Origin of the sequence: Agromyces ramosus (assembly GCF_030817175.1) — a bacterium.
Taxonomy (GTDB): Bacteria; Actinomycetota; Actinomycetes; order Actinomycetales; family Microbacteriaceae; genus Agromyces; species Agromyces ramosus_A.
In genome coordinates this window covers 1435309-1454777 of record NZ_JAUSYY010000001.1, presented here as the reverse complement: position 1 = coordinate 1454777, position 19469 = coordinate 1435309, and the positions used below count along the sequence as shown (strand labels likewise).

At 70.7% G+C, this 19469-nt stretch carries 21 protein-coding genes; 11 read left to right on the top strand and 10 right to left on the bottom strand.

Annotation, left to right across the window (positions count from 1 at the left end; all coding sequences use genetic code 11):
- Positions 1 to 108: 108 nt before the first annotated feature.
- The 3 genes from QFZ26_RS06830 to QFZ26_RS06820 are packed head-to-tail and all read right to left on the bottom strand — an operon-like array spanning position 109 to position 2701.
- Positions 109 to 1002 carry a metal ABC transporter permease gene (locus QFZ26_RS06830; protein WP_307040506.1) on the bottom strand — a complete coding sequence of 298 codons (894 nt, stop codon included), beginning with the start codon at positions 1000 to 1002 and terminating at the stop codon, positions 109 to 111.
- Positions 1003 to 1004: 2 nt separating this feature from the next.
- Positions 1005 to 1787: a metal ABC transporter ATP-binding protein gene (locus QFZ26_RS06825; RefSeq protein WP_307040504.1), complete on the bottom strand. Its 783-nt coding sequence runs from the start codon at positions 1785 to 1787 to the stop codon at positions 1005 to 1007.
- On the bottom strand, positions 1784 to 2701 hold the full coding sequence (locus tag QFZ26_RS06820) for a metal ABC transporter substrate-binding protein (RefSeq protein ID WP_307040502.1): 918 nt from the start codon (positions 2699 to 2701) through the stop codon (positions 1784 to 1786). Before QFZ26_RS06820 ends, QFZ26_RS06825 begins: the two co-directional genes overlap by 4 nt.
- Before the next feature lie 192 nt (positions 2702 to 2893).
- Between QFZ26_RS06820 and QFZ26_RS06815 the strand changes: the two genes are divergently transcribed.
- From QFZ26_RS06815 to QFZ26_RS06795, 5 genes are all read left to right on the top strand, one after another.
- Complete coding sequence (locus QFZ26_RS06815) at positions 2894 to 3199, top strand: hypothetical protein (RefSeq protein WP_307040500.1); 306 nt, start codon at positions 2894 to 2896, stop codon at positions 3197 to 3199.
- Positions 3200 to 3370: 171 nt separating this feature from the next.
- Complete coding sequence (locus QFZ26_RS06810; RefSeq protein WP_307044961.1) at positions 3371 to 3997, top strand: TrmH family RNA methyltransferase; 627 nt, start codon at positions 3371 to 3373, stop codon at positions 3995 to 3997.
- A gap of 85 nt (positions 3998 to 4082) precedes the next feature.
- Entirely contained in the window at positions 4083 to 4718 is a 636-nt protein-coding gene (locus tag QFZ26_RS06805) for an MSMEG_1061 family FMN-dependent PPOX-type flavoprotein (protein WP_307040498.1), read from the top strand.
- Positions 4719 to 4781: 63 nt separating this feature from the next.
- Positions 4782 to 5798 carry a magnesium and cobalt transport protein CorA gene (locus QFZ26_RS06800; protein ID WP_307040497.1) on the top strand — a complete coding sequence of 339 codons (1017 nt, stop codon included), beginning with the start codon at positions 4782 to 4784 and terminating at the stop codon, positions 5796 to 5798.
- A gap of 77 nt (positions 5799 to 5875) precedes the next feature.
- Positions 5876 to 6244: a nuclear transport factor 2 family protein gene (locus QFZ26_RS06795; RefSeq protein WP_307040494.1), complete on the top strand. Its 369-nt coding sequence runs from the start codon at positions 5876 to 5878 to the stop codon at positions 6242 to 6244.
- A 184-nt stretch (positions 6245 to 6428) separates the two neighbouring features.
- On the opposite strand, the gene argG is transcribed toward QFZ26_RS06795, so the two are convergent.
- The gene (argG, locus tag QFZ26_RS06790) at positions 6429 to 7856 is read right to left on the bottom strand and encodes an argininosuccinate synthase (protein WP_307040492.1); all 1428 of its coding nucleotides are present in this window, start codon (positions 7854 to 7856) and stop codon (positions 6429 to 6431) included.
- A 191-nt stretch (positions 7857 to 8047) separates the two neighbouring features.
- Between argG and QFZ26_RS06785 the strand changes: the two genes are divergently transcribed.
- From QFZ26_RS06785 to QFZ26_RS06775, 3 genes are all read left to right on the top strand, one after another.
- A complete protein-coding gene (locus QFZ26_RS06785) occupies positions 8048 to 9505 on the top strand; it encodes a S8 family peptidase (RefSeq protein WP_307040490.1) in 1458 nt (485 codons plus the stop codon).
- Positions 9506 to 9614: 109 nt separating this feature from the next.
- Positions 9615 to 10160, top strand: a complete 546-nt coding sequence (locus QFZ26_RS06780; RefSeq protein WP_307040488.1) for a DUF3151 family protein — start codon at positions 9615 to 9617, stop codon at positions 10158 to 10160.
- Between the two features lies 1 nt (position 10161).
- A complete protein-coding gene (locus tag QFZ26_RS06775) occupies positions 10162 to 11448 on the top strand; it encodes an adenylosuccinate synthase (protein WP_307040486.1) in 1287 nt (428 codons plus the stop codon).
- Positions 11449 to 11532: 84 nt separating this feature from the next.
- Here the strand turns inward: QFZ26_RS06775 and QFZ26_RS06770 are convergent, their stop codons facing one another.
- Positions 11533 to 11754: a hypothetical protein gene (locus QFZ26_RS06770; RefSeq protein ID WP_307040484.1), complete on the bottom strand. Its 222-nt coding sequence runs from the start codon at positions 11752 to 11754 to the stop codon at positions 11533 to 11535.
- Positions 11755 to 11843: 89 nt separating this feature from the next.
- Here QFZ26_RS06770 and QFZ26_RS06765 point away from each other — a divergent pair, with 89 nt between their 5' ends.
- The gene (locus QFZ26_RS06765) at positions 11844 to 12497 is read left to right on the top strand and encodes a GNAT family N-acetyltransferase (protein WP_307040482.1); all 654 of its coding nucleotides are present in this window, start codon (positions 11844 to 11846) and stop codon (positions 12495 to 12497) included.
- A 20-nt stretch (positions 12498 to 12517) separates the two neighbouring features.
- Here the strand turns inward: QFZ26_RS06765 and QFZ26_RS06760 are convergent, their stop codons facing one another.
- The 5 genes from QFZ26_RS06760 to QFZ26_RS06740 form a co-directional block, all read right to left on the bottom strand.
- Entirely contained in the window at positions 12518 to 13258 is a 741-nt protein-coding gene (locus tag QFZ26_RS06760) for a sulfite exporter TauE/SafE family protein (RefSeq protein WP_307040480.1), read from the bottom strand.
- An 80-nt stretch (positions 13259 to 13338) separates the two neighbouring features.
- On the bottom strand, positions 13339 to 14814 hold the full coding sequence (locus QFZ26_RS06755; protein WP_307040479.1) for a sodium/solute symporter: 1476 nt from the start codon (positions 14812 to 14814) through the stop codon (positions 13339 to 13341).
- On the bottom strand, positions 14811 to 15221 hold the full coding sequence (locus QFZ26_RS06750; protein ID WP_307040477.1) for a hypothetical protein: 411 nt from the start codon (positions 15219 to 15221) through the stop codon (positions 14811 to 14813). Before QFZ26_RS06750 ends, QFZ26_RS06755 begins: the two co-directional genes overlap by 4 nt.
- Positions 15218 to 15967 (bottom strand): LytR/AlgR family response regulator transcription factor, encoded by a 750-nt coding sequence (locus QFZ26_RS06745; protein WP_307040475.1) that lies wholly within the window; start codon positions 15965 to 15967, stop codon positions 15218 to 15220. The genes QFZ26_RS06750 and QFZ26_RS06745 overlap by 4 nt, the downstream gene beginning before the upstream one ends.
- Positions 15964 to 17223 (bottom strand): sensor histidine kinase, encoded by a 1260-nt coding sequence (locus QFZ26_RS06740; RefSeq protein ID WP_307040474.1) that lies wholly within the window; start codon positions 17221 to 17223, stop codon positions 15964 to 15966. Before QFZ26_RS06740 ends, QFZ26_RS06745 begins: the two co-directional genes overlap by 4 nt.
- A 201-nt stretch (positions 17224 to 17424) precedes the next feature.
- On the opposite strand from QFZ26_RS06740, the gene QFZ26_RS06735 reads away from it, so the two are divergent.
- Positions 17425 to 17814: a DUF485 domain-containing protein gene (locus QFZ26_RS06735; protein WP_307040471.1), complete on the top strand. Its 390-nt coding sequence runs from the start codon at positions 17425 to 17427 to the stop codon at positions 17812 to 17814.
- Positions 17814 to 19427, top strand: a complete 1614-nt coding sequence (locus QFZ26_RS06730; RefSeq protein WP_307040469.1) for a solute symporter family protein — start codon at positions 17814 to 17816, stop codon at positions 19425 to 19427. The genes QFZ26_RS06735 and QFZ26_RS06730 overlap by 1 nt, the downstream gene beginning before the upstream one ends.
- The last annotated feature ends 42 nt before the right edge of the window (positions 19428 to 19469 follow it).

The following is a 19469-nucleotide window of genomic DNA, read 5'->3' as shown; positions in this document are numbered from 1 at the left end:
GATGCCACGAGCCGGCCTCAGCCCGCACGACCCCCGCCGCCCGACCCACGACCCCGTCCCGGGGTGCCGCAATTCCGTGCCGGCACCTCGGGGCGGCTCCATGCCCGGCTAGGCGTTCGCCTGCGCCTGCACCTGCCGTTGCTGCTGCCGACGGCGCCGGGCGGCGGCGACCTGCCGCCCGAGGATGCCGTGCGTCGGCGCGAACAGGTAGACGACGGTGAACACGGCGCCCATCGTGAGCACGACCATGCCGCCCGACGAGGCGTCGAGGTAGTAGCTCAGGTAGATGCCGACGATCGAGCACGCGGCCGCGATGACCGGCGAGATCACGAGCATGCGCGCGAAGCGGTCGGTGAGCAGGTATGCGGTGGCTCCGGGGATGATGAGCATCGCCACCACGAGCACCACGCCGACCGCCTGCAGCGCGACGACCACCGTGAGCGCGAGCAGGCCGAGGAGCAGCCCGCCGAGCACCTTCGGGCTGAGCCCGATGGCGTGCGCGTGTGTCGGATCGAAGGCGTAGAGCGTGAGGTCGCGGCGCTTCAGGAGCAGGATCGCGAGCGTGACCGCGCCGAGCACGAGCACCTGCACGAGGTCGGCGACGCTGACGCCGAGCAGGTTGCCGAAGAGGATGTGCGAGAGGTCGGTCTGGCTCGGCACGACCGAGATGAGCACGATGCCGAGCGCGAAGAGCGTCGTGAAGACCACGCCGATGGCGGCGTCCTCCTTCACTCGGCTCGTCGAGCGCACGATGCCGATGAGGGCGACGGCGGCGACACCGAAGACGAGGGCGCCGACGGCGAACGGGGTGCCGAGCAGGTACGCGAGCACGACGCCGGGCAGCACGGCGTGCGAGACGGCGTCGCCCATGAGCGACCATCCGATGAGCACGAGCCAGCAGCTCAGCACGCCGCACACGATCGCCGCCGTGACGGTCACGAGGAACGCGCGCTGCATGAAGTCGTAGCCGAGCGGCTCGAGGAGCAGGTCGATGAGGTTCACCGTCACTCCTCCGTTCGGCCGGTGAGGTCGAGGCCGAACGCCCGGGCGAGCTGTTCGGGCCGGAGCGCCTCCTGTGGCGAGCCGTGCAGCAGCACGCGACGCAGCAGCAGGATCGCCTCGTCGGCGAGGCGCGGCAGCGCCTCGAGATCATGCGACGACACGAGCACGGTGCCGCCCCCGGCCGCGAGTTCGCGCAGGAGCTCGGTGATCGTGGCCTCGCTGCGCCGGTCGACCCCAGCGAACGGCTCGTCGAGCAGCAGCACGTCGGCGCCCTGCGCGAGGCCGCGCGCGACGAAGGCTCGCTTGCGCTGCCCGCCCGAGAGCGCGCCGATACGGCGGTGGGCCAGGCCCGTGAGCTCGACGCGGTCGAGGGCCTCGGCCACGGCGGCGCGGTCGGCCGGTCGCGGGTGCCGCATGAAGTTCTGGAAGCCGTAGCGGCCCATCATGACGACGTCGTAGACGCTCAGCGGGAACGACCAGTCGACCTCCTCGCTCTGCGGCACGTAGCCGACGATGCCGGCCCGCCGCGCCTGCTTCGGGGCGAGGCCGGCGATCGCGACACTGCCCCGGTCGGGCTTCACCGTGCCCATGATCGCCTTGAACAGCGTCGACTTGCCCGAGCCGTTCATGCCGATGAGCCCGCAGATCGTGCCACGTCGCAAGGTGAGGCTCACGTCGTCGAGGGCGAGCACGTCGCCGTAGTGCACGGTGAGTCCGCGCACGTCGAGCGCCGGGCCGCCCTGAGTGGATGCCGCGTGGCCGACGGATGCCGCGGGGCCGCTCATCGGGCGCTCCCGGTGAGCGCCCCGGTGATGACGTCGACGTCGTGGCGCAGCAGTTCGAGGTAGGTGGGCACGGGGCCGTCGGGTTCGGAGAGCGAGTCGACGTAGAGGGTGCCCCCGAATGCGGCATCCGTCGCCTCGACGACCTGCTGCATCGCCTCGTCGGAGACGGTCGACTCGCAGAACACCGCGGGCACCCCCTGCTCGTCGACGAACTCGATCGTGCGCGCGATCTGCTGCGGCGTCGCCTGCTGCTCGGCGTTGACGGCCCAGAGGTACTGCTCGGTGAGGCCGGCGTCGCGCGCGAGGTAGGAGAAGGCGCCCTCGCACGTGACGAGCGCCCGCTCGTTGGGCGGCAGGCTCGCGAGGTCGGCGACGAGCTCGTCGTGCACCGCCTGCAGCTCGGCCTGGTAGGCCGCCCCGTTCGCGGCGTACTCTTCGGCGTGCTCGGGGTCGAGCTCGCTGAACGCGGCCACCATGTTGTCGACGTAGCGCTGCACGTTGAGCGCCGACATCCATGCGTGGGGGTTGGCATGGCCCTCGGCGGCGCCCTCGGCGATCGGCAGCACCTCGACGCCGTCGCTCACGACGACGTGCGGCACGTCGAGGCTCTCGACGAACTGGGCGAACCAGGCCTCGAGGTTGAGGCCGTTGTCGAGGATGAGGTCGGCACCCGACGCCCGCCGCAGGTCGCCGGGAGTGGGCTCGTAGCCGTGGATCTCGGCGCCGACCTTCGTGATCGACTCGACTCGGAGGTGCTCGCCGGCGACCTGCTGGGCGACGTCTTCGAGCACCGTGAAGGTCGTCAGCACCACCGGCCGCTCATCGCCCTCGCCGTTCGCGGCGCCACCGGCGCACCCGCCGAGCAGCAGGGTGGCAACGGCGAGGATCGTGGCGACGGCGACACGTTTCGGCATACCGAAACCCTACCGAGATTTCGGTGAACCGAAAAGCACCGAGGAAGCGCCGGCCCCGAACGGGGGACTGGCCGTTCCTGCCCAGCGGGCGTACCCTGCGGCGCAACAGGCGGCCCGCTGGATTGTCTGAACCCGAATCACCGGTCCGAACTCGCGCGGCTGCCCGTCACTCACAGAGAGGTGGGATTACCCATGAAGCGGATCACCATCGGGTGCGTCGTCGCACTCGGGCTCGTACTGGGCGGAGCAGGAGCGGCCAACGCGGGCGAGGTCAACGGGAACGGAGACCCGATCCCCGGCGCTCACAACGCCAGTTCGGCCTGCGCGTTCTCGGGTCAGGACCTGCCCGACGCGCAGGAGAACCAGCCCAACATCCCTGACGACTTCGTCACGGACGGCCACGTGCAGAGCTACGGCAAGTACGTGAGCCACGGATTGAAGGGCGTGGTGCCGTCACCGGGCCAGGCATGCCGCGGCAACGTCGAGTTCGAGGAGTAACGGTCGTCCGGCTGTGACACGGGACGCGGCTCCGGCGCCTCGTCGGGGCCGCGTTCGCGCGTGCACGCCGCCCGACGGCGCGGCAGCTAGCGTTGAGGTGTGGTTCATGAGCGAGCGGATGCCCCGGGCGAGCCCGACGACGGCGCCTCGGCGTCGCACGAGGAGCCGGCGCTGCCCACGCACGGCGTCGGACCGTGGCCCGGCGACCGCGCCGCGTGGCCCGACGACCCGCGCTTCGACCCCGAGCTGCTCGAGCACGGCGACTCCCGCAATGTCATCGACCGCTACCGCTACTGGCGCATGGACGCGATCGTCGCCGACCTCGACTCGCGGCGGCATCCGTTCCACGTCGCGATCGAGAACTGGCAGCACGACATGAACATCGGATCCATCGTGCGAAGCGCCAACGCGTTCGCCGCCGACACCGTGCACATCATCGGCCGTCGCCGCTGGAACAAGCGCGGCGCCATGGTCACCGACCGCTACCAGCACCTCGAGTACCACCCGGATGTCGCGGCGTTCGCCGAGTGGGCGCGCGAGGCATCCGTCCCCATCGTGGCCGTCGACAACGTGGCGGGCGCCGTGCCCATCGAGGCGTTCGCCTGGCCCGAGCGCTGCGTGCTCCTCTTCGGGCAGGAGGGTCCCGGCCTCTCGACCGAGGCCACCGATGCCGCCGACGCGATCGTCGAGATCACGCAGTTCGGCTCGACGCGCTCACTGAACGCGAGCGCGGCGGCCGCGATCGCGATGCACTCCTGGGTGCTCACGCACGGCGAGTTCGGCGCGCCCCCGCGCTGACACGAGCGCAACGATCGGGCCGATCCCCGCAAGGAACACGCCATCCGCTGGCCAGCGCGGCGGCGCGCCTCGTAGCGTGGACCGCATGACCGACCAGCCCCGACGCGGCGTCCCCGTCACCTCTTCGGCCGAGCTCGAGGAGATCATCGGCCTCCCCGAGCCTCGCACCGCCAACAAGGCGCGCGACCGCCTGCATGCGGTCGACCGCGCGTGGCTCGCCGCCGCGCCCCTCGCGTTCGTCGCGACATCCGACATCGACGGCAACCTCGACGTCTCGCCCAAGGGCGATCCCGCGGGGTTCGCCGTGGTGCTCGACGACACGACGATCGCCATCCCCGAGCGACCGGGCAACCGACGCGCCGACGGCTTCCACAACATCCTGCGCAATCCGCATGTCGGCCTGGTCTTCGTGATCCCCGGCCGGGGAGACACGCTGCGCATCAACGGCCGCGCGACGGTCGTGCGCGACGCCGCGTTCTTCGACGACATGCTCGTGCGCGGGCACCGGCCCGCACTGGCGCTCCTGGTCGACGTCGACGAGGTGTTCTTCCACTGCTCCAAGGCGTTCCTGCGTTCGCAGGCATGGCAGCCCGACAGCTGGGCGCCCGACGCGGCACCGCGCCGCGCGGTGATCTCCAAGACGGTCGAACGCCAGGGCGAGCGACTCGAGGTGCTCGACGAGTACTACGGCCCCGCATACGGCGACCGCATCTACGGCTGACCTCGCCGCTCGGGGCCGCGTGTCGGCCGGGTGCCGCCGACGCGAGGCACGAGACTGGCAGCGATGCCGGTCATCGACAACGCGATCTACCAGGGCGGCGCACGCGTCGCCACGCCCGCGACCCTCGAGGAGACCTTCGAGATGCGCGCCGAGCACGGGGGCTTCGCGTGGATCGGCCTCTACCGGCCGACCGACGCCGAGCTCGGCGCGGTCGCCTCGGAGTTCGACCTGCACGACCTCGCGGTCGAGGACGCGCGCAAGGGCCACCAGCGCGCGAAGCTCGAACGCTACGGCGACACGCTGTTCGTGGTGCTCCGGCCGGCGCGGTACCTCGACGACGTCGAGCGGGTCGAGTTCGGCGAGCTGCATATCTTCGTCGGCCGCGACTTCGCGATCACCATCCGGCGTGCGGAGTCGCCCGACCTCGCGAGGGTGCGCCGCCGACTGGAGGCTGCGCCCGAGCTGCTCGCGAAGGGGCCCGAGGCGGTGCTCTACGCGGTGCTCGACGAGGTCGTCGACGAGTACTCGCCCGTGCTCGCAGGACTTGAGAACGACATCGACGAGATCGAGGAGCAGCTCTTCGACGGCGACCCCGCGGTGACCCGCCGCATCTACGACCTCGCGAGCGAGGTCATGGAGTTCCAGCGAGCGACGAGGCCGCTCATCGAGATGTTCACCGCGCTCGAGCGCGGCTTCGAGAAGTACGGCGTCGACGTCGAGCTGCAGCGGTACCTCCGCGACGTGCTCGACCACATCATCCGCATCGGGGAGCGCGGCGAGTCGTTCCGACAACTCCTGCAGAACGCGCTCACCGTGCACGCGACGCTCGTCGGACAGCGGCAGAACGAGGAGATGAAGCGCCTCACCGAGACGAGCCTCGCCCAGAGCGAGCAGACGAAGAAGATCTCGAGCTGGGCGGCCATCCTCTTCGCCCCCACGCTCGTCGGCACGATCTACGGCATGAACTTCACGTACATGCCCGAACTCGATTGGGTGTACGGCTACCCCTTCGCCATCCTGCTCATGATCGGCATGGGGTTCGGGCTCTACGGCGTGTTCAAGCGACGCAACTGGCTGTAGGCAGCGGATGCCGCGCCACGGCGATCTCCGTCGTCGCGGCCCTACCGGCGGCATCCGATCGCGGTTACGGTTGGGGCATGACCGAGATCACCGACGATCTGCCCGCCCGTCTGCTGCACGAGGAGCACGCCGGATGGCGGGCGATCGTCGAGGGTCGCGGCGGTGAGCACTACCAGCGCGCGATGACGCGTGACGCCCTCATGGTCGTCGAGGGCGCGATGCTCGGGCGCGACGAGATCCTCGCGGCGTTCCGCAGCGTTCCACCGTGGGACGCGTACGAGCTGCACGAGCCGGCCGTCATCCGGCTCGGCGACCGGGCCGGCATCGTCGTGTACCGGGCCGTGGCTCGCCGTGGCGACGACACCGTCAACCTTCGGATGTCGACGACGTATCTCTACGACGACGGCGCTTGGCACGTGGCGGCGCACCAGCAGACGCCCGCCTGAGCGTCGTGTCCCCCTTTTTGGGGACCGGAAGGACGTGAGTTTCGCGAGGAATCCTCTTGTGTGGAACCGGTTCCGGTGGTTGGCTTACTGAGCCGGCAACCCGAAACGGCGCACTCGAGTCGTCCGTCTCCAAGAAACGGACGACTCGAGTGATGTGCGGGGGTCGGTGCCGCGAGTCAGTCGCTCAGTCGGTGCCGAGGTCGAACGCCGCAGCCTCGTTCGCGGCATCCGTCGCTGCCTCGAGGTCGGTCTCGACCTCGCCGGCCATGATCTCGGCCGACTCGCCGGCGCGCAGGTCGCCGACGAGCTCGGCGGTCGCGCCGCCGACGATGCCCTGGGCCGCGTACTGCTCGAGGCGCGCGCGCGAGTCGGCGATGTCGAGGTTGCGCATGGTGAGCTGGCCGATGCGGTCTTCGGGGCCGAATGCCGCATCGCCGACGCGCTCCATCGAGAGCTTGTCGGGGTGGTAGCTGAGCGACTGGCCCTCGGTGTTCAGGATCGTGTAGTCGTCGCCGCGGCGAAGGCGCAGCGTCACCTCGCCCGTGACGGCCGAGCCCACCCAGCGCTGGATCGACTCGCGGAGCATGAGCGACTGCGGGTCGAGCCAGCGCCCCTCGTACATGAGACGACCGAGACGGCGCCCCTCGGCGTGGTAGTTCGCGATCGTGTCTTCGTTGTGGATCGCGTTCAGCAGCCGCTCGTAGGCGATGTGCAGCAGCGCCATGCCCGGCGCCTCGTAGATGCCGCGGCTCTTCGCCTCGATGATGCGGTTCTCGATCTGGTCGGAGACGCCGAGGCCGTGCCGGCCGCCGATCGCGTTCGCCTCGTAGACGAGGGCCACGGCGTCGGGGAACTCGGTGCCGTTGATCGCGACGGGCCGGCCCGCCTCGAACCGCACCGACACCTCTTCGGTCGCGACCTCGACATTGTCGCGCCAGGCGGCGACGCCCATGATCGGCTCGACGATGTCGAGTCCGGTGTCGAGGTGCTCGAGGCGCTTCGCCTCGTGGGTCGCGCCCCAGATGTTCGCGTCGGTCGAGTACGCCTTCTCGGTGGAGTCGCGGTAGGGGAAGCCGCGGGCGACCATCCACTCGCTCATCTCCTTGCGGCCACCGAGCTCGGTGACGAAGGCGGAGTCGAGCCACGGCTTGTAGATGCGCAGGCGAGGGTTGGCCATCAGGCCGTAGCGGTAGAACCGCTCGATGTCGTTGCCCTTGTAGGTGGAGCCGTCGCCCCAGATGTCGACCTCGTCCTCCTTCATGGCACGCACGAGGAGCGTGCCCGTCACGGCGCGACCCAGAGGCGTCGTGTTGAAGTAGGTCTTGCCGCCCGAGCGGATGTGGAACGCGCCGCAGGCGAGGGCGACCAGGCCCTCCTCGACGAGCGGGATCTTCGCGTCGACGTGCCGGGCGATCTCGGCGCCGTACTCCTTCGCGCGCCCGGGGACCGCAGCGATGTCGGGCTCGTCGTACTGCCCGATGTCTGCGGTGTACGTGCAGGGCACCGCGCCCTTCTCGCGCATCCACGCGACCGCCACCGAAGTGTCGAGGCCGCCGGAGAAGGCGATGCCGACGCGTTCGCCGACGGGCAGGCTGGAGAGGACTTTGGACATGGCGTCAAGCCTAATCGGCGCGAGATGCGTGTTTCTGCCGCCGGCCTCACCACGAACGACGTGCGGGCAATAGAGTTGCGCCACCGGTCGCGGGCCTCATCCGGCGCCGCTGCTCGTCGCACCCACTGGACGAGGCCGGGCCGGCGACCGACGCGGTCGGCGGGCACTCCACCCCATCGAAGGAGACAGGGATGAAGAACCGAAAGGTGATCGGTGCGGCATCAGCCGCGGCGCTCGCGCTCGGCCTCATGGGCACGGCCGTCGCACCGGCCGCAGCCACCGGGCCGGAGACCAGCTATCTCGTACTCGCCCCGCAGGGCAAGAGCACGAAAGCCGCCGCTGCGCGTGTCGCCGCGGCCGGCGGCACCGTCGTCGCCGCCTATAACCAGATCGGCGTCCTCGTCGCGAAGTCGACGAACACCGCGTTCTCGGCTGCCGTCGCCGGCGCCGGCGTCGAGTCCGTCGCCTCCACGGCGGGGCTCGGCACGACGCTGATGGACGACGAGGCCAGCGACGTCGTCGACTCGACGACCGTCGAGGCCACCGGCGACCCCACGGCAGAGCCGCTCTGGGGCCAGCAATGGGACATGGCGCAGATCGACGTCGCTGAGGCGCACGCGGTCACGACGGGCGACCCGTCGGTCGTGGTGGGCGTGCTCGACTCCGGTATCTCGCCGACGCACCCCGACCTCGCCTCGCAGATCGCGTTCGACCAGAGCGCCTCGTGCATCGGCGGCGTCGTCGACACGAGCGTCGCGGCCTGGAGCCCGACGACCTCCGACCACGGCACCCACGTCGCGGGCACGATCGCGGGCGCCATCAACGGCGTCGGCATCGCCGGCGTCGCGCCGGGCGTGAAGGTCGCGTCGGTCAAGGTCGTCAACGATGACGGCTTCATCTTCCCCGAGGCGGCCATCTGCGCGTACCTCTGGGCCGCCGACCACGACATGCCCATCACGAACAACAGTTACTTCATCGACCCGTGGGAGTTCAACTGCGTGAACGACGAGCGGCAGCGGCCGGTCTGGCAGGCCGTGCAGCGCGCCCTTCGCTACTCGTCGGCACAGGGCACCCTCACGGTGGCCTCGGCGGGCAACAGCAACGTCGACCTGCAGCACAAGTTCATCGACAGCACCAGCCCGAACGACGGCAGCTCGCCCATCGAGGACCGCACGATCAACGGCGCCTGCCGCGACCTGCCGGCCGAGGCGCCGGGCGTCGTGACGGTGTCGGCGGTCGGCCCGACCGAGCAGAAGAGCTACTACTCGTCGTACGGCCAGGGCGTCGTGGACGTCACGGCTCCCGGCGGTGACACCCGCTTCCGCACCAACGGCGCCGTGTCGACCCTCACCGATGGCATTCTCTCGACCACCTACAACACGGCGACGCAGACCAACGGATGGGGCTACAAGCAGGGCACCTCGATGGCCGGACCGCATGCGGCCGGTGTCGCGGCCCTCGCCCTGTCGGCCCACCCCGGCCTGACGACGGGCCAGCTCGCCTCGTTCCTCGAGCGCACGGCGACCCCGCTGGCATGCCCGGACGGCGTCTTCGAGCCGCGTCCCGGGTGGCCGGCCACCTGCACGGGCGGCCAGCGCAACGGGTTCTACGGAGCCGGCAACGTGAACGCGCTCAACGTGGTGCAGTGACCCACTGAACCGATGAGGACGAGGGGTCGGGCCGGATGGTCCGGCCCCTCGTCTGCGCAGAGCGGGTGCAGCTTCACGGCCCCGAAACACCCCCGCGATAAGGTTGAGTGTGACTGCAGACGAATCACCGCACGAGGCCGAGGCGTCACTCGTCGACGAACCCGAGGTGCGACGAGAGCTCGCCGACGGCAATCGCTCGTCGGTCGCCGGCGTCGTGTCGGGGCATCCGTCGTCGCCGCTCGCCTGGACCGAGCTCGCCGACATCGCCGACTCCGAGGGCCGCGCCATCGAGGCGTTCGCGTTCGCCGCCGTCGCCGCCGACCTCGCCCGCGAGCAGCTCTCCGAGTCGGGCTGGCAGCCGGGCGATCCGGTCGCCTGGTCCGATGAGCGCAATCGCCCCTACCTCCGCGCCCTCGACACGCAGCGCCGCGCCGCCGAGCAGCTCGGCCTCGACTCGCGGGCCACGCGGCTCGCCGACGAGCTCGCGACCGCCGACTCCGACGCGCCGGCGCGCATCGCCTCCGAGTACACCCCCACGCAGCTGATGACCATCATCGCCGCACCCGGGCTCATCCCGCCGGCGACCGGGCTCGAAGCCCGCGCTGCCGACCCGACCGACGAACCGGCCGCGCACGACGCGGCAGGAGAGGACTGATATGCCCGCCGCCGTACTCATCGGTGCACAGTGGGGCGACGAGGGCAAGGGCAAGGCGACCGACCTGCTCGGGTCGCGCCTCGACTACGTCGTCAAGTTCAACGGCGGCAACAACGCCGGGCACACCGTCGTCATCGGCGACGAGAAGTACGCCCTGCACCTGCTGCCGTCGGGCATCCTCACGCCGGGCGTCACGCCCGTCATCGCGAACGGCGTCGTCGTTGACATCGAGGTGCTCTTCGAAGAGCTCGAGGGCCTCGAGAGCCGCGGGGTGGATGTCTCGAAGCTCCGCATCTCGGCGAACGCGCACCTCATCACCCAGTACCACCGCACGCTCGACAAGGTCACCGAGCGCTTCCTCGGCAAGCGCCAGATCGGCACCACCGGCCGCGGCATCGGCCCGGCCTACGCCGACAAGATCAACCGCGTCGGCATCCGCATGCAAGACCTGTTCGACGAGAACATCCTTCGGCAGAAGGTCGAGGGGGCACTCGACCAGAAGAACCACCTGCTCGTGAAGGTCTACAACCGTCGCGCCATCGGTGTCGACGAGGTCGTCGACGAGCTGCTCGGCTACGTCGAACGGCTGCGGCCCATGGTCACCGACACGTCGCTGCTGCTGCACCAGGCGATCGAGCGCGGCGAGACGGTGCTCTTCGAGGGCGGCCAGGCGACGATGCTCGACGTCGACCACGGCACCTACCCGTTCGTGACGTCGTCGAACGCGACCTCGGGCGGGGCCATCACCGGGTCGGGCATCGCCCCGAACCGCATCGACCGCGTCATCGCGGTCGTGAAGGCGTACACGACGCGCGTCGGCGCGGGTCCGTTCCCCACCGAGCTCTTCGACGAGTGGGGCGACTTCCTCACCGAACAGGGTCACGAGTTCGGCACCACCACGGGCCGCCGTCGCCGCACCGGATGGTACGACGCCCCGATCGCCCGCTACTCGGCGCGCATCAACGGCGTCACCGACTTCGTGCTCACGAAGCTCGACGTGCTCACCGGTATCGAGCGCATCCCGGTCGCGGTCGCCTACGAGGTCGACGGCGAGCGTGTCGACGAGATCCCCGTGTCGCAATCCGACTTCCACCACGCGAAGCCCATCTACGAGGAATTCCCGGGCTGGACCGAAGACATCACGGGCGCGCGCGAGTTCGACGACCTCCCGGCGAACGCCAAGTCGTACGTGCGCGAGCTCGAGGCGATGAGCGGCTCGCGCATCTCCGCGATCGGCGTCGGCCCCGGCCGCGAAGAGATCGTCACCCTGCACGACCTGCTCGACTGAGGCCGCAGGAGCCGAACAGCAGAGAGGGGGCGGATGTCGCGACTGCGCGACATCGGCCCCCTTCTGCGTTCTCAGTGCTCGGGTTCACGGCTCGGTGCCGACCGCCTTGTCGATGTGGGCGGCCACATCGTCGACCTTGTCGTGGTGCTCTTCGGGCACGACCTTCTTCGCCGCGTCGGTGACGCCCTCGAGCAGCTTGTCGCTGATGTCTTCAGCCTGCTCGCTGTTCAACGCGTCGTTGATCGCGTCCTTGTTCTCTTCGACGAAGTCCTGTGCCTTCTTCGTGATGTCGTCCAGAGCGCCCATCGCCCCCCACCTTTCGTTGTGCGAGATCGTGCACTCGTGATCGTATGGGGGCCGGATGTCGCAGCGGAAGGCCGTGCCAGACTCGTGGTGTGACCGCACTGCGCCCCGCCGATGCCGAACTGACCGGCCGTTTCATCCGCCTCACCCCGTTCCGGGAGGCCGACATTCCCGCCCTGTACCGGGCCCTCTGTCGGCCCGAGGTGTTCGCGGGCGGATACGGCGGCGGGCCGGCCGGCCTTCCGGCGGATGCATCGGCATACGAGGCGTTCGCGCGGGACTACTACTCCGGCGGCGTGAACGCGATGCCGTACACGGTGAGGCTGCGCGGCGGACCTGATGAGGGCCGGGTGGTGGGAGCGACGAAGCTCGCCGACTTCGACCTGGCGAACGAGTCGGCCCACATCGGATGGACCGCCTACGATCCCGGCGTGTGGGGCTCCGCGGTGAACCCTGAGACGAAGCTGCTGCTGCTCGGCCTCGCGTTCGACCACGGCTTCGGCCGCGTGAAGATCCAGGCCGACGCCGGCAACGCCAGGTCCCGCGCCGCGATCGAGCGGCTCGGCGCGCAGCTCGACGGTGTTCTGCGTCGCCACAAGCGTCGCGCCGACGGCACCTGGCGTGACAGCGCCGTGTACTCGGTGATCATCGACGACTGGCCCGCGGTTCGGGCCGGGCTCGAGGAGCGACTCGCGGCGTGGGGCGACCGCCCGGTCGAGGTGGCGGGGCGGCAGCCGCAGAGTTGAGCCCGGCCTGATCGCCGACGCTAGCCCCAGAGCTTCGACGCGCCGTCGATGATCGCGGCGGCGCTGCCGGCGTAGGCGATCACGACGACGGCGATGCGCGCGGCTCGATGCGGGATTCGGCGGTGCAGCAGTTCGCCGAGACCGAGGCCCACGAGCAGGGCGCCGATGACGAGGGGCCATGCGCCCGGCTCGAGCGCGGGCAGCTCCCAGCCCGTGGCCCCGAGCTTGCCGACGAGCGACGCGATGCCGATCGCGACGAAATACGGTTGCGCGGTCGCGGCGAATGCGACCTGCGGCCACCGGGTCGCGACCGCGTAGACGCTGAGCGCGGGCCCGCCGACGCCGGCCGCGGCATTCATGAATCCGGATGCCGCACCCGCGACGATCGCCGGTGCTCGACCGTTCGCGACGTGGTCGGTGCGCGTCACGATGAGCGAGACGGTGAGTGCGATCACGACGAGCGCGCCGATGCTCACCTGCAGTACCGGACCGGGCAGCCGCGCGGCGACGACCGCTCCGGCCACGGTGCCCACGAGCGCGGGGAGCACGAGCCAGCCGAAGCGCGACCACTCGACGTGCCGCCAGACGCGGGGCAGGATCAGCATGGACGACACGACGGCGCAGAGGTTGACGATCACGACGCCGTCGAACGGGCCGAGCAGGATGACGAGTGCCGGTGCCGCGATGAGGGCGAACCCCATGCCGGTGATGCGCTGTGCCAGCGCGCCGACGAGCACGGAGAGGGCGACGGGCAGGAGCACCGGCCGAGTCTACTGGTGGCAGCTCGGCCCGGCCGCGCGAGCGGTGCGGGATCGGCCGCGGAGCGGGCGCTCCCACGGGATCAGCGCCCCTCGCGCTCCGGCACGTGCAGGCGGGTGAGGAACGCGTCGGTACCGCGAGGTGCACCGCGGCGATCGGTACGGGAGACCACCACGGTGACGAGCACCGCGAGCGGGACCGTCCACGCGGCCGGCTGTTCGAGGAACGGACGGATGCCGGGCGCCGCCGCTGCGACGGCCGCGCCGCCGAGGATGGCGCCGCCCGAGAGCACCGCGCCGGTGACCATGCCCGCGATCGCGCCGCGTGCCGTGAGCCCGCGCCACCAGATGCCGAGGATCAGCACCGGACAGAGTGTCGACGCCGTGAACGCGAAGACGAGCCCGACGCTGCCGGCGAGACCGGTCGACTCGGTTGCGAGCGCCACGACGAGCGGCACGAACGACGAGAGCACCGCGGCGATGCGGAACCCGCGCACGCTGCCGCCGAGCAGGTCCTGGCTGATGACGCCCGCGAGCGAGACGACGAGCCCCGACGAGGTCGAGAGGAATGCGGCGAAGGCGCCGGCGATGACGAGCGCGGTGAGCAGCTCGCCGAGCGGACCCGGCACGAGACGGTCGGGCAGCAGCAGGATGAGCGCGTCGGATTCGCCGGGCTGCGCGAGGTCGGGTGCGAACGCCCGGCCGAGGAAGCCGAACGCGGTCGGGAACAGGTAGAACACCGACAGCAGGGCGAGCACGATCACGGTCGTGCGGCGGGCCGCCCCGCCGTCGGGGTTCGTGTAGAACCGCACGAGCACGTGCGGCAGCCCGAGCGTGCCGAGCAGGAGCGCGACCATGAGCGACACCGTGCGGTACACGTCGAGATCACCGGGCCCCGCCGCGGGCGGGAAGGCCTCGGCCGGCGGCAACGCGACGGCCTCCGAGTCGCCGCCGCCGATGACGAGGAGGATCGCCACCACCGGCACCGCGAGCGCCGTGAGCTTCAGCCAGAACTGGAACGCCTGCACGAACGTGATCGAGCGCATGCCGCCCGCCGAGACGACGACCGCGACGATCACGGCGACGGCGAGCGAGCCGACCCACGCGGGCAGCCCGGTCGTGATCCGCACGGTGAGTGCCGCGCCCTGCAGCTGCGGCACGATGTAGAACCATCCGATGATGATCACGAGCAGGCTCGTGACCCGCCGTGCCCAGCGCGAGTCGAGGCGCGCCTCGGTGAAGTCGGGGATGGTGTACGCGCCCGAGCGGCGCAGCGGCGCCGCCACGAAGAGCAGCAGCATGAGGTAGCCGGCGGTGTAGCCGATCGGGAACCAGAGACCGGCCGAGCCCGTGAGGAGGATGAGCCCGGCGATGCCGAGGAACGAGGCCGCCGAGAGGTACTCGCCGCCGATCGCCGAGGCGTTCCACCACGGGCGCACCGTGCGCGACGCGACGTAGAAGTCGCTCGTCGTGCGCGAGATGCGCAACCCGTAGAAGCCGATGAGGGCCGAGCTGAGCGCCACCGCCGCGATCGCGGCGTAGCCGACCGCGGCGTTCACTCCTCCTCCGTGAGCGAGCGGTACCGCGACTCGTTGCGCGTCGCCGCACGCAGGTAGAGCGCGCCGACCGTGATCGCGAGCGGGTACACGCCGACGCCGAGCAGCAGCCACGACAGCGGCACGCCGAACACGAACGTCACGTCGAGCTCGGGCACGAGGGCGATCGCGAGCACGAAGAGCGCGGTCGCCGACGCGAAGCCGACCGCGAACACGATCGCGATGCGCAGTTGCGAGCGGATCAGCGAGCGCACGTAGACGCCCGCGATGTCGCTCGTCGGAGCATCCGCGTGCCCGCCCGCAATGGGGCGATCGGATGCCGCCGCCGAGCCGGGTCGCGGAGCCGTCACGCGCACCCGAGGCGGCGGGGCATCCGTCGCCTCGTGCTCGTCGGGTTGCCGCTCGCTCACGGCCGCGCCCGGATGGTCGCCGCCTCGAGCCGTTCGCGGAGCGCGGGCAGCAGCCGGCGGCTCACGGGCAGCTCGGCGCCGCCGACCGTGATGCTCGGATGGTCGGAGCCGAGCCGGATGCGGGTCACGTGGCCGAGCGCGACGAGGTACGAGCGGTGCACGCGCACGAAGCCCGCGTCGGCCCACTGGCGCTCGAGGTCGGCCATCGGCACGCGCACGAGGTAGCTCGCCTCTTCGGTGTGCAGCCGGGCGTAGTCGCCCTGCGCCTGCACGTAGCGCACCTCGTCGCGCCGGATCATCCGGGTCGTGCCGCCGAGTGTGACTGCGATCACCTCGGGTTCGTGAGCGGATGCCGCGGCGCCCGTCGCGGGCGCGGCGGCGGCCTTCAACGACTCCACGACCCGTGAGATCGATCGGTGCAGACGCTCGGTGCGCACGGGCTTCAGGAGGTAGTCGACGGCCGCGAGGTCGAACGCCTCGAGCGCCCCCTCTTCATCGGCGGTGACGAAGACGAGCGCGGGGCGGTGTTCGAAGCGCTGCAGCGCGCGGGCGAGGTCGAAGCCGTTGAGCCCGGGCATGTGGATGTCGAGGAACGCCGCGTCGACGGGCTCGCGCGTGAGGAGCCTGATCGCCTCGGCGCCCGACGAGGCCTGGTGGATGACCCCGATGCGCGGGTCCTGACGGAGCAGGAACGCGAGCTCATCGATCGCGGGCTGCTCGTCGTCGGCGATCAGCACGGAGATCATCGCGGCATCCTCTCGTCATCGGTGTCGACGGGCGCGACGGGCGCGACCGGCGCGACGGGCCCGGTGCGTACGTGCCCGCCCACGCGGCCGGGCTGCGACTTCGGCACCCGCATGCGCACGAGGGTGCCCGAACCCACGTTCGTCTCGACGACGAGGCCGTGCTCGTCGCCGTAGACCTGGCGGAGTCTCGCGTCGACGTTGCGGAGCCCGACGTGCTCGCCCGGCGCGCCGCCCGCGAGCACGGTGGCGAGGACCTCGGGGTCGATGCCCGCCCCGTCGTCCTCGACGCTGATCTCGGCGAACGCCCCGGAGTCCTCCGCCGTGATCGTGATGCGACCGCCGCCCTCCTTCGCCTCGAGCCCGTGCCGTACGGCGTTCTCGACGAGCGGTTGGATGGAGAGGAACGGCACGACCGTCGAGAGCACCTCGGGCGCCACCTGCAGCGTCACCTTCAGGCGGTCGCCGAATCGCGCCCGCTCGAGCCGCAGGTAGCTGTCGATCGACCGCAGCTCCTCGGCGACGGTCGTGAAGTCGCCGTGCCGGCGGAACGAGTACCGCGTGAAGTCGGCGAACTCGAGCACGAGCTCGCGCGCCTGCGCGGGGTCGGTGTTGATGAACGACGCGATCGCGTTGAGCGAGTTGTAGATGAAGTGCGGGCTGATCTGCGCCCTCAGTGCGCGCACCTCGGCCTCGGCGAGCGCCGCGCGTGAGGTGTCGAGCTCGCCCAGCTCGACCTGGGCGGCGACCCAGTCGGCCACTTCGCCGGTCGCCCGCACGAGGCCGGCGCGAACCGGCGCGGCGAAGGCGACGATCGCCCCGACCGCCCGGCCGCTCGTGAGGATCGGGGCGGCGACCGCGTCGGTCTCGCGCTCGCCGATGGTGATGCGCCGCTGCACCTGCGCCTTGCCCGACGCGCTCGCCTCGGCCGCGAGGCGGGCCGCGACCTGGCCGATGGCGGCGGCGTGATCGCCGTCGACCGTGGCGGCGCCCGAGCGGTCGACGATCGCGAGGCCGTCGCAGGCGAGGAGGGTGCGGAGGTGCCGCACCGCGCGCACCGCGTCGGGCTCGCCGAGGCCGCCGCGCAGATGCGTCGCCGCGCGGGACGCGAGGTGCAGGGTCTGGTACGTCGCCCGTTCGACGTCGGTGCCGAGATCCTTCGAGGCGAGGACGATGCGGCGCAGCAACAGCACGACGCCGACGGCGAGCACGCCGGCGACGACGCCGGCCGCAGCGGCGAGCAGCATCGACTCGGGCATGCAGGCCAGCGTAGCCGTCGTTCGTCGTCGCCGATCAGCCGTTCGTCGCACGAGCGCCGCCGCTGGGCGACGACGAACGGCACGGCCCGCCCACCGGAAGGCGTGCGCGCCAGCATGGTCCCACTGCCAGGTCCCCAGCGACCAACCGGGCAGTCGGCGCGGCCGATCGCCCGCCGAACCCCCTCGAAGGAGAGAGACGCCATGGGCAACGAAGCCCTGAGCGCGGAGAGGTCGGCCAGGTCCGACATCGACTACCGCGCAGTCCAGCAATCACCGGAGTTCCAGAAGCTCCGTCGCACCCACCGCAGCTTCGTCTTCCCGGTGCTCGGGGTGTGCCTCCTCTGGTACGTCGCCTACGTGCTCCTCGCCGGCTATGCCCACGACTTCATGTCGACGCCGGTGTTCGGCAGCGTCAACGTGGGCATCCTGCTCGGCCTCGCGCAGGTCGTCACGACCTTCGCGGTCACCACCTGGTACGTGCACTTCGCGAACAAGCGACTCGACCCGCTCTCCGCGGACCTGCGCGATGAGCTCGAGACGACTGAGCTCGAGGCGACTGGCGCGGCATCCGTTGCGGAGGTGAACCGCTGATGCTGCACACCGCTGCCACCACCACGTCACCCGGTGAGCCCTGGCTGAACATCGCGATCTTCGGCGCGTTCGTCGCGATCACGATGATCATCGTGTTCCGCGCGAGCCGCAACAACAAGACCGCCGCCGACTACTACGCCGCCGGCCGCTCGTTCACGGGCGGGCAGAACGGCTCCGCGATCGCGGGCGACTACCTCTCGGCGGCCTCGTTCCTCGGCATCGTCGGCGCGATCGCCATCACCGGGTACGACGGGTTCCTCTACTCGATCGGCTTCCTCGTGGCGTGGCTCGTCGCCCTGCTCCTCGTCGCCGAGCTCCTGCGCAACACCGGCAGGTTCACGATGGCCGACGTGCTCTCGTTCCGCCTGAAGCAGCGGCCGGTGCGCATCGCGGCCGCGACCACCACGCTCGTCGTGTGCTTCTTCTACCTGCTCGCGCAGATGGCGGGTGCTGGCGGTCTCGTCTCGCTCCTGCTCGGCGTGGGCGATCAACTCGGACAGGCGCTCGTCATCACCGTCGTCGGCGGCCTGATGATCCTGTACGTGCTCATCGGCGGCATGAAGGGCACCACCTGGGTGCAGATCATCAAGGCGGTGCTCCTCATCGCGGGCGCCGGCGTGATGACGGTGTGGGTGCTGGCCATCGACGGCTTCAACTTCTCCACGCTCCTCGACAGCGCCGTGGCGGCGGCCGGGAACCCCGAGATCCTGAACCCGGGCATCAAGTACGGCGTGTCGGATGTCGCGAAGGTCGACTTCCTCTCGCTCGGCCTCGCCCTCGTGCTCGGCACCGCGGCACTGCCGCACGTGCTCATGCGCTTCTACACGGTGCCCACCGCGAAGGAGGCGCGAAAGTCGGTTGTCTGGGCCATCTGGCTCATCGGCATCTTCTACGTCTTCACGCTCGTGCTCGGCTACGGTGCGGCGGCGCTCGTCGGCCCCGAGGCCATCGCGGCGGCGCCCGGCGGCCCGAACTCGGCGGCCCCGCTGCTCGCGTTCGAGCTCGGCGGGCCGGTGCTGCTCGGCCTGATCTCGGCGATCGCGTTCGCGACGATCCTCGCGGTCGTCGCCGGCCTCACGATCACGGCGGCGGCCTCCTTCGCCCACGACATCTATGCGAGCGTCGTGAAGAAGGGCAAGCCCGCAGCGGGTGCCGAGGTGAAGGTCGCGCGTCGCACCGTGGTGATCATCGGCATCGTCGCGATCATCGGCGGCATCGGCGCGAACGGGCAGAACGTCGCGTTCCTCGTCGCCCTGGCCTTCGCGGTCGCGGCATCCGCCAACCTGCCGACGATCGTCTACTCGCTGTTCTGGAAGCGGTTCACGACCCAGGGTGCGCTGTGGAGCATGTACGGCGGCCTCGCGTCGGCGATCATCCTCATCATCTTCTCGCCGGTCGTCTCGGGTTCCGTGACGTCGATGCTGAAGACGGAGGACATCGACTTCGCGATCTTCCCGCTGTCGAACCCCGGCATCGTCTCCATCCCGCTCGCCTTCTTCCTCGGCTGGCTCGGCACCGTGCTCGACAAGAACACGGAGGACCCGGTCAAGCAGGCCGAGATGGAGGTGCGCTCGCTCACGGGCGTGGGCGCCGAGAAGGCGACGCAGCACTAGGCCTTCGACGCGGCGGCATCGCCTGCCCATGCCGCGTCGGAT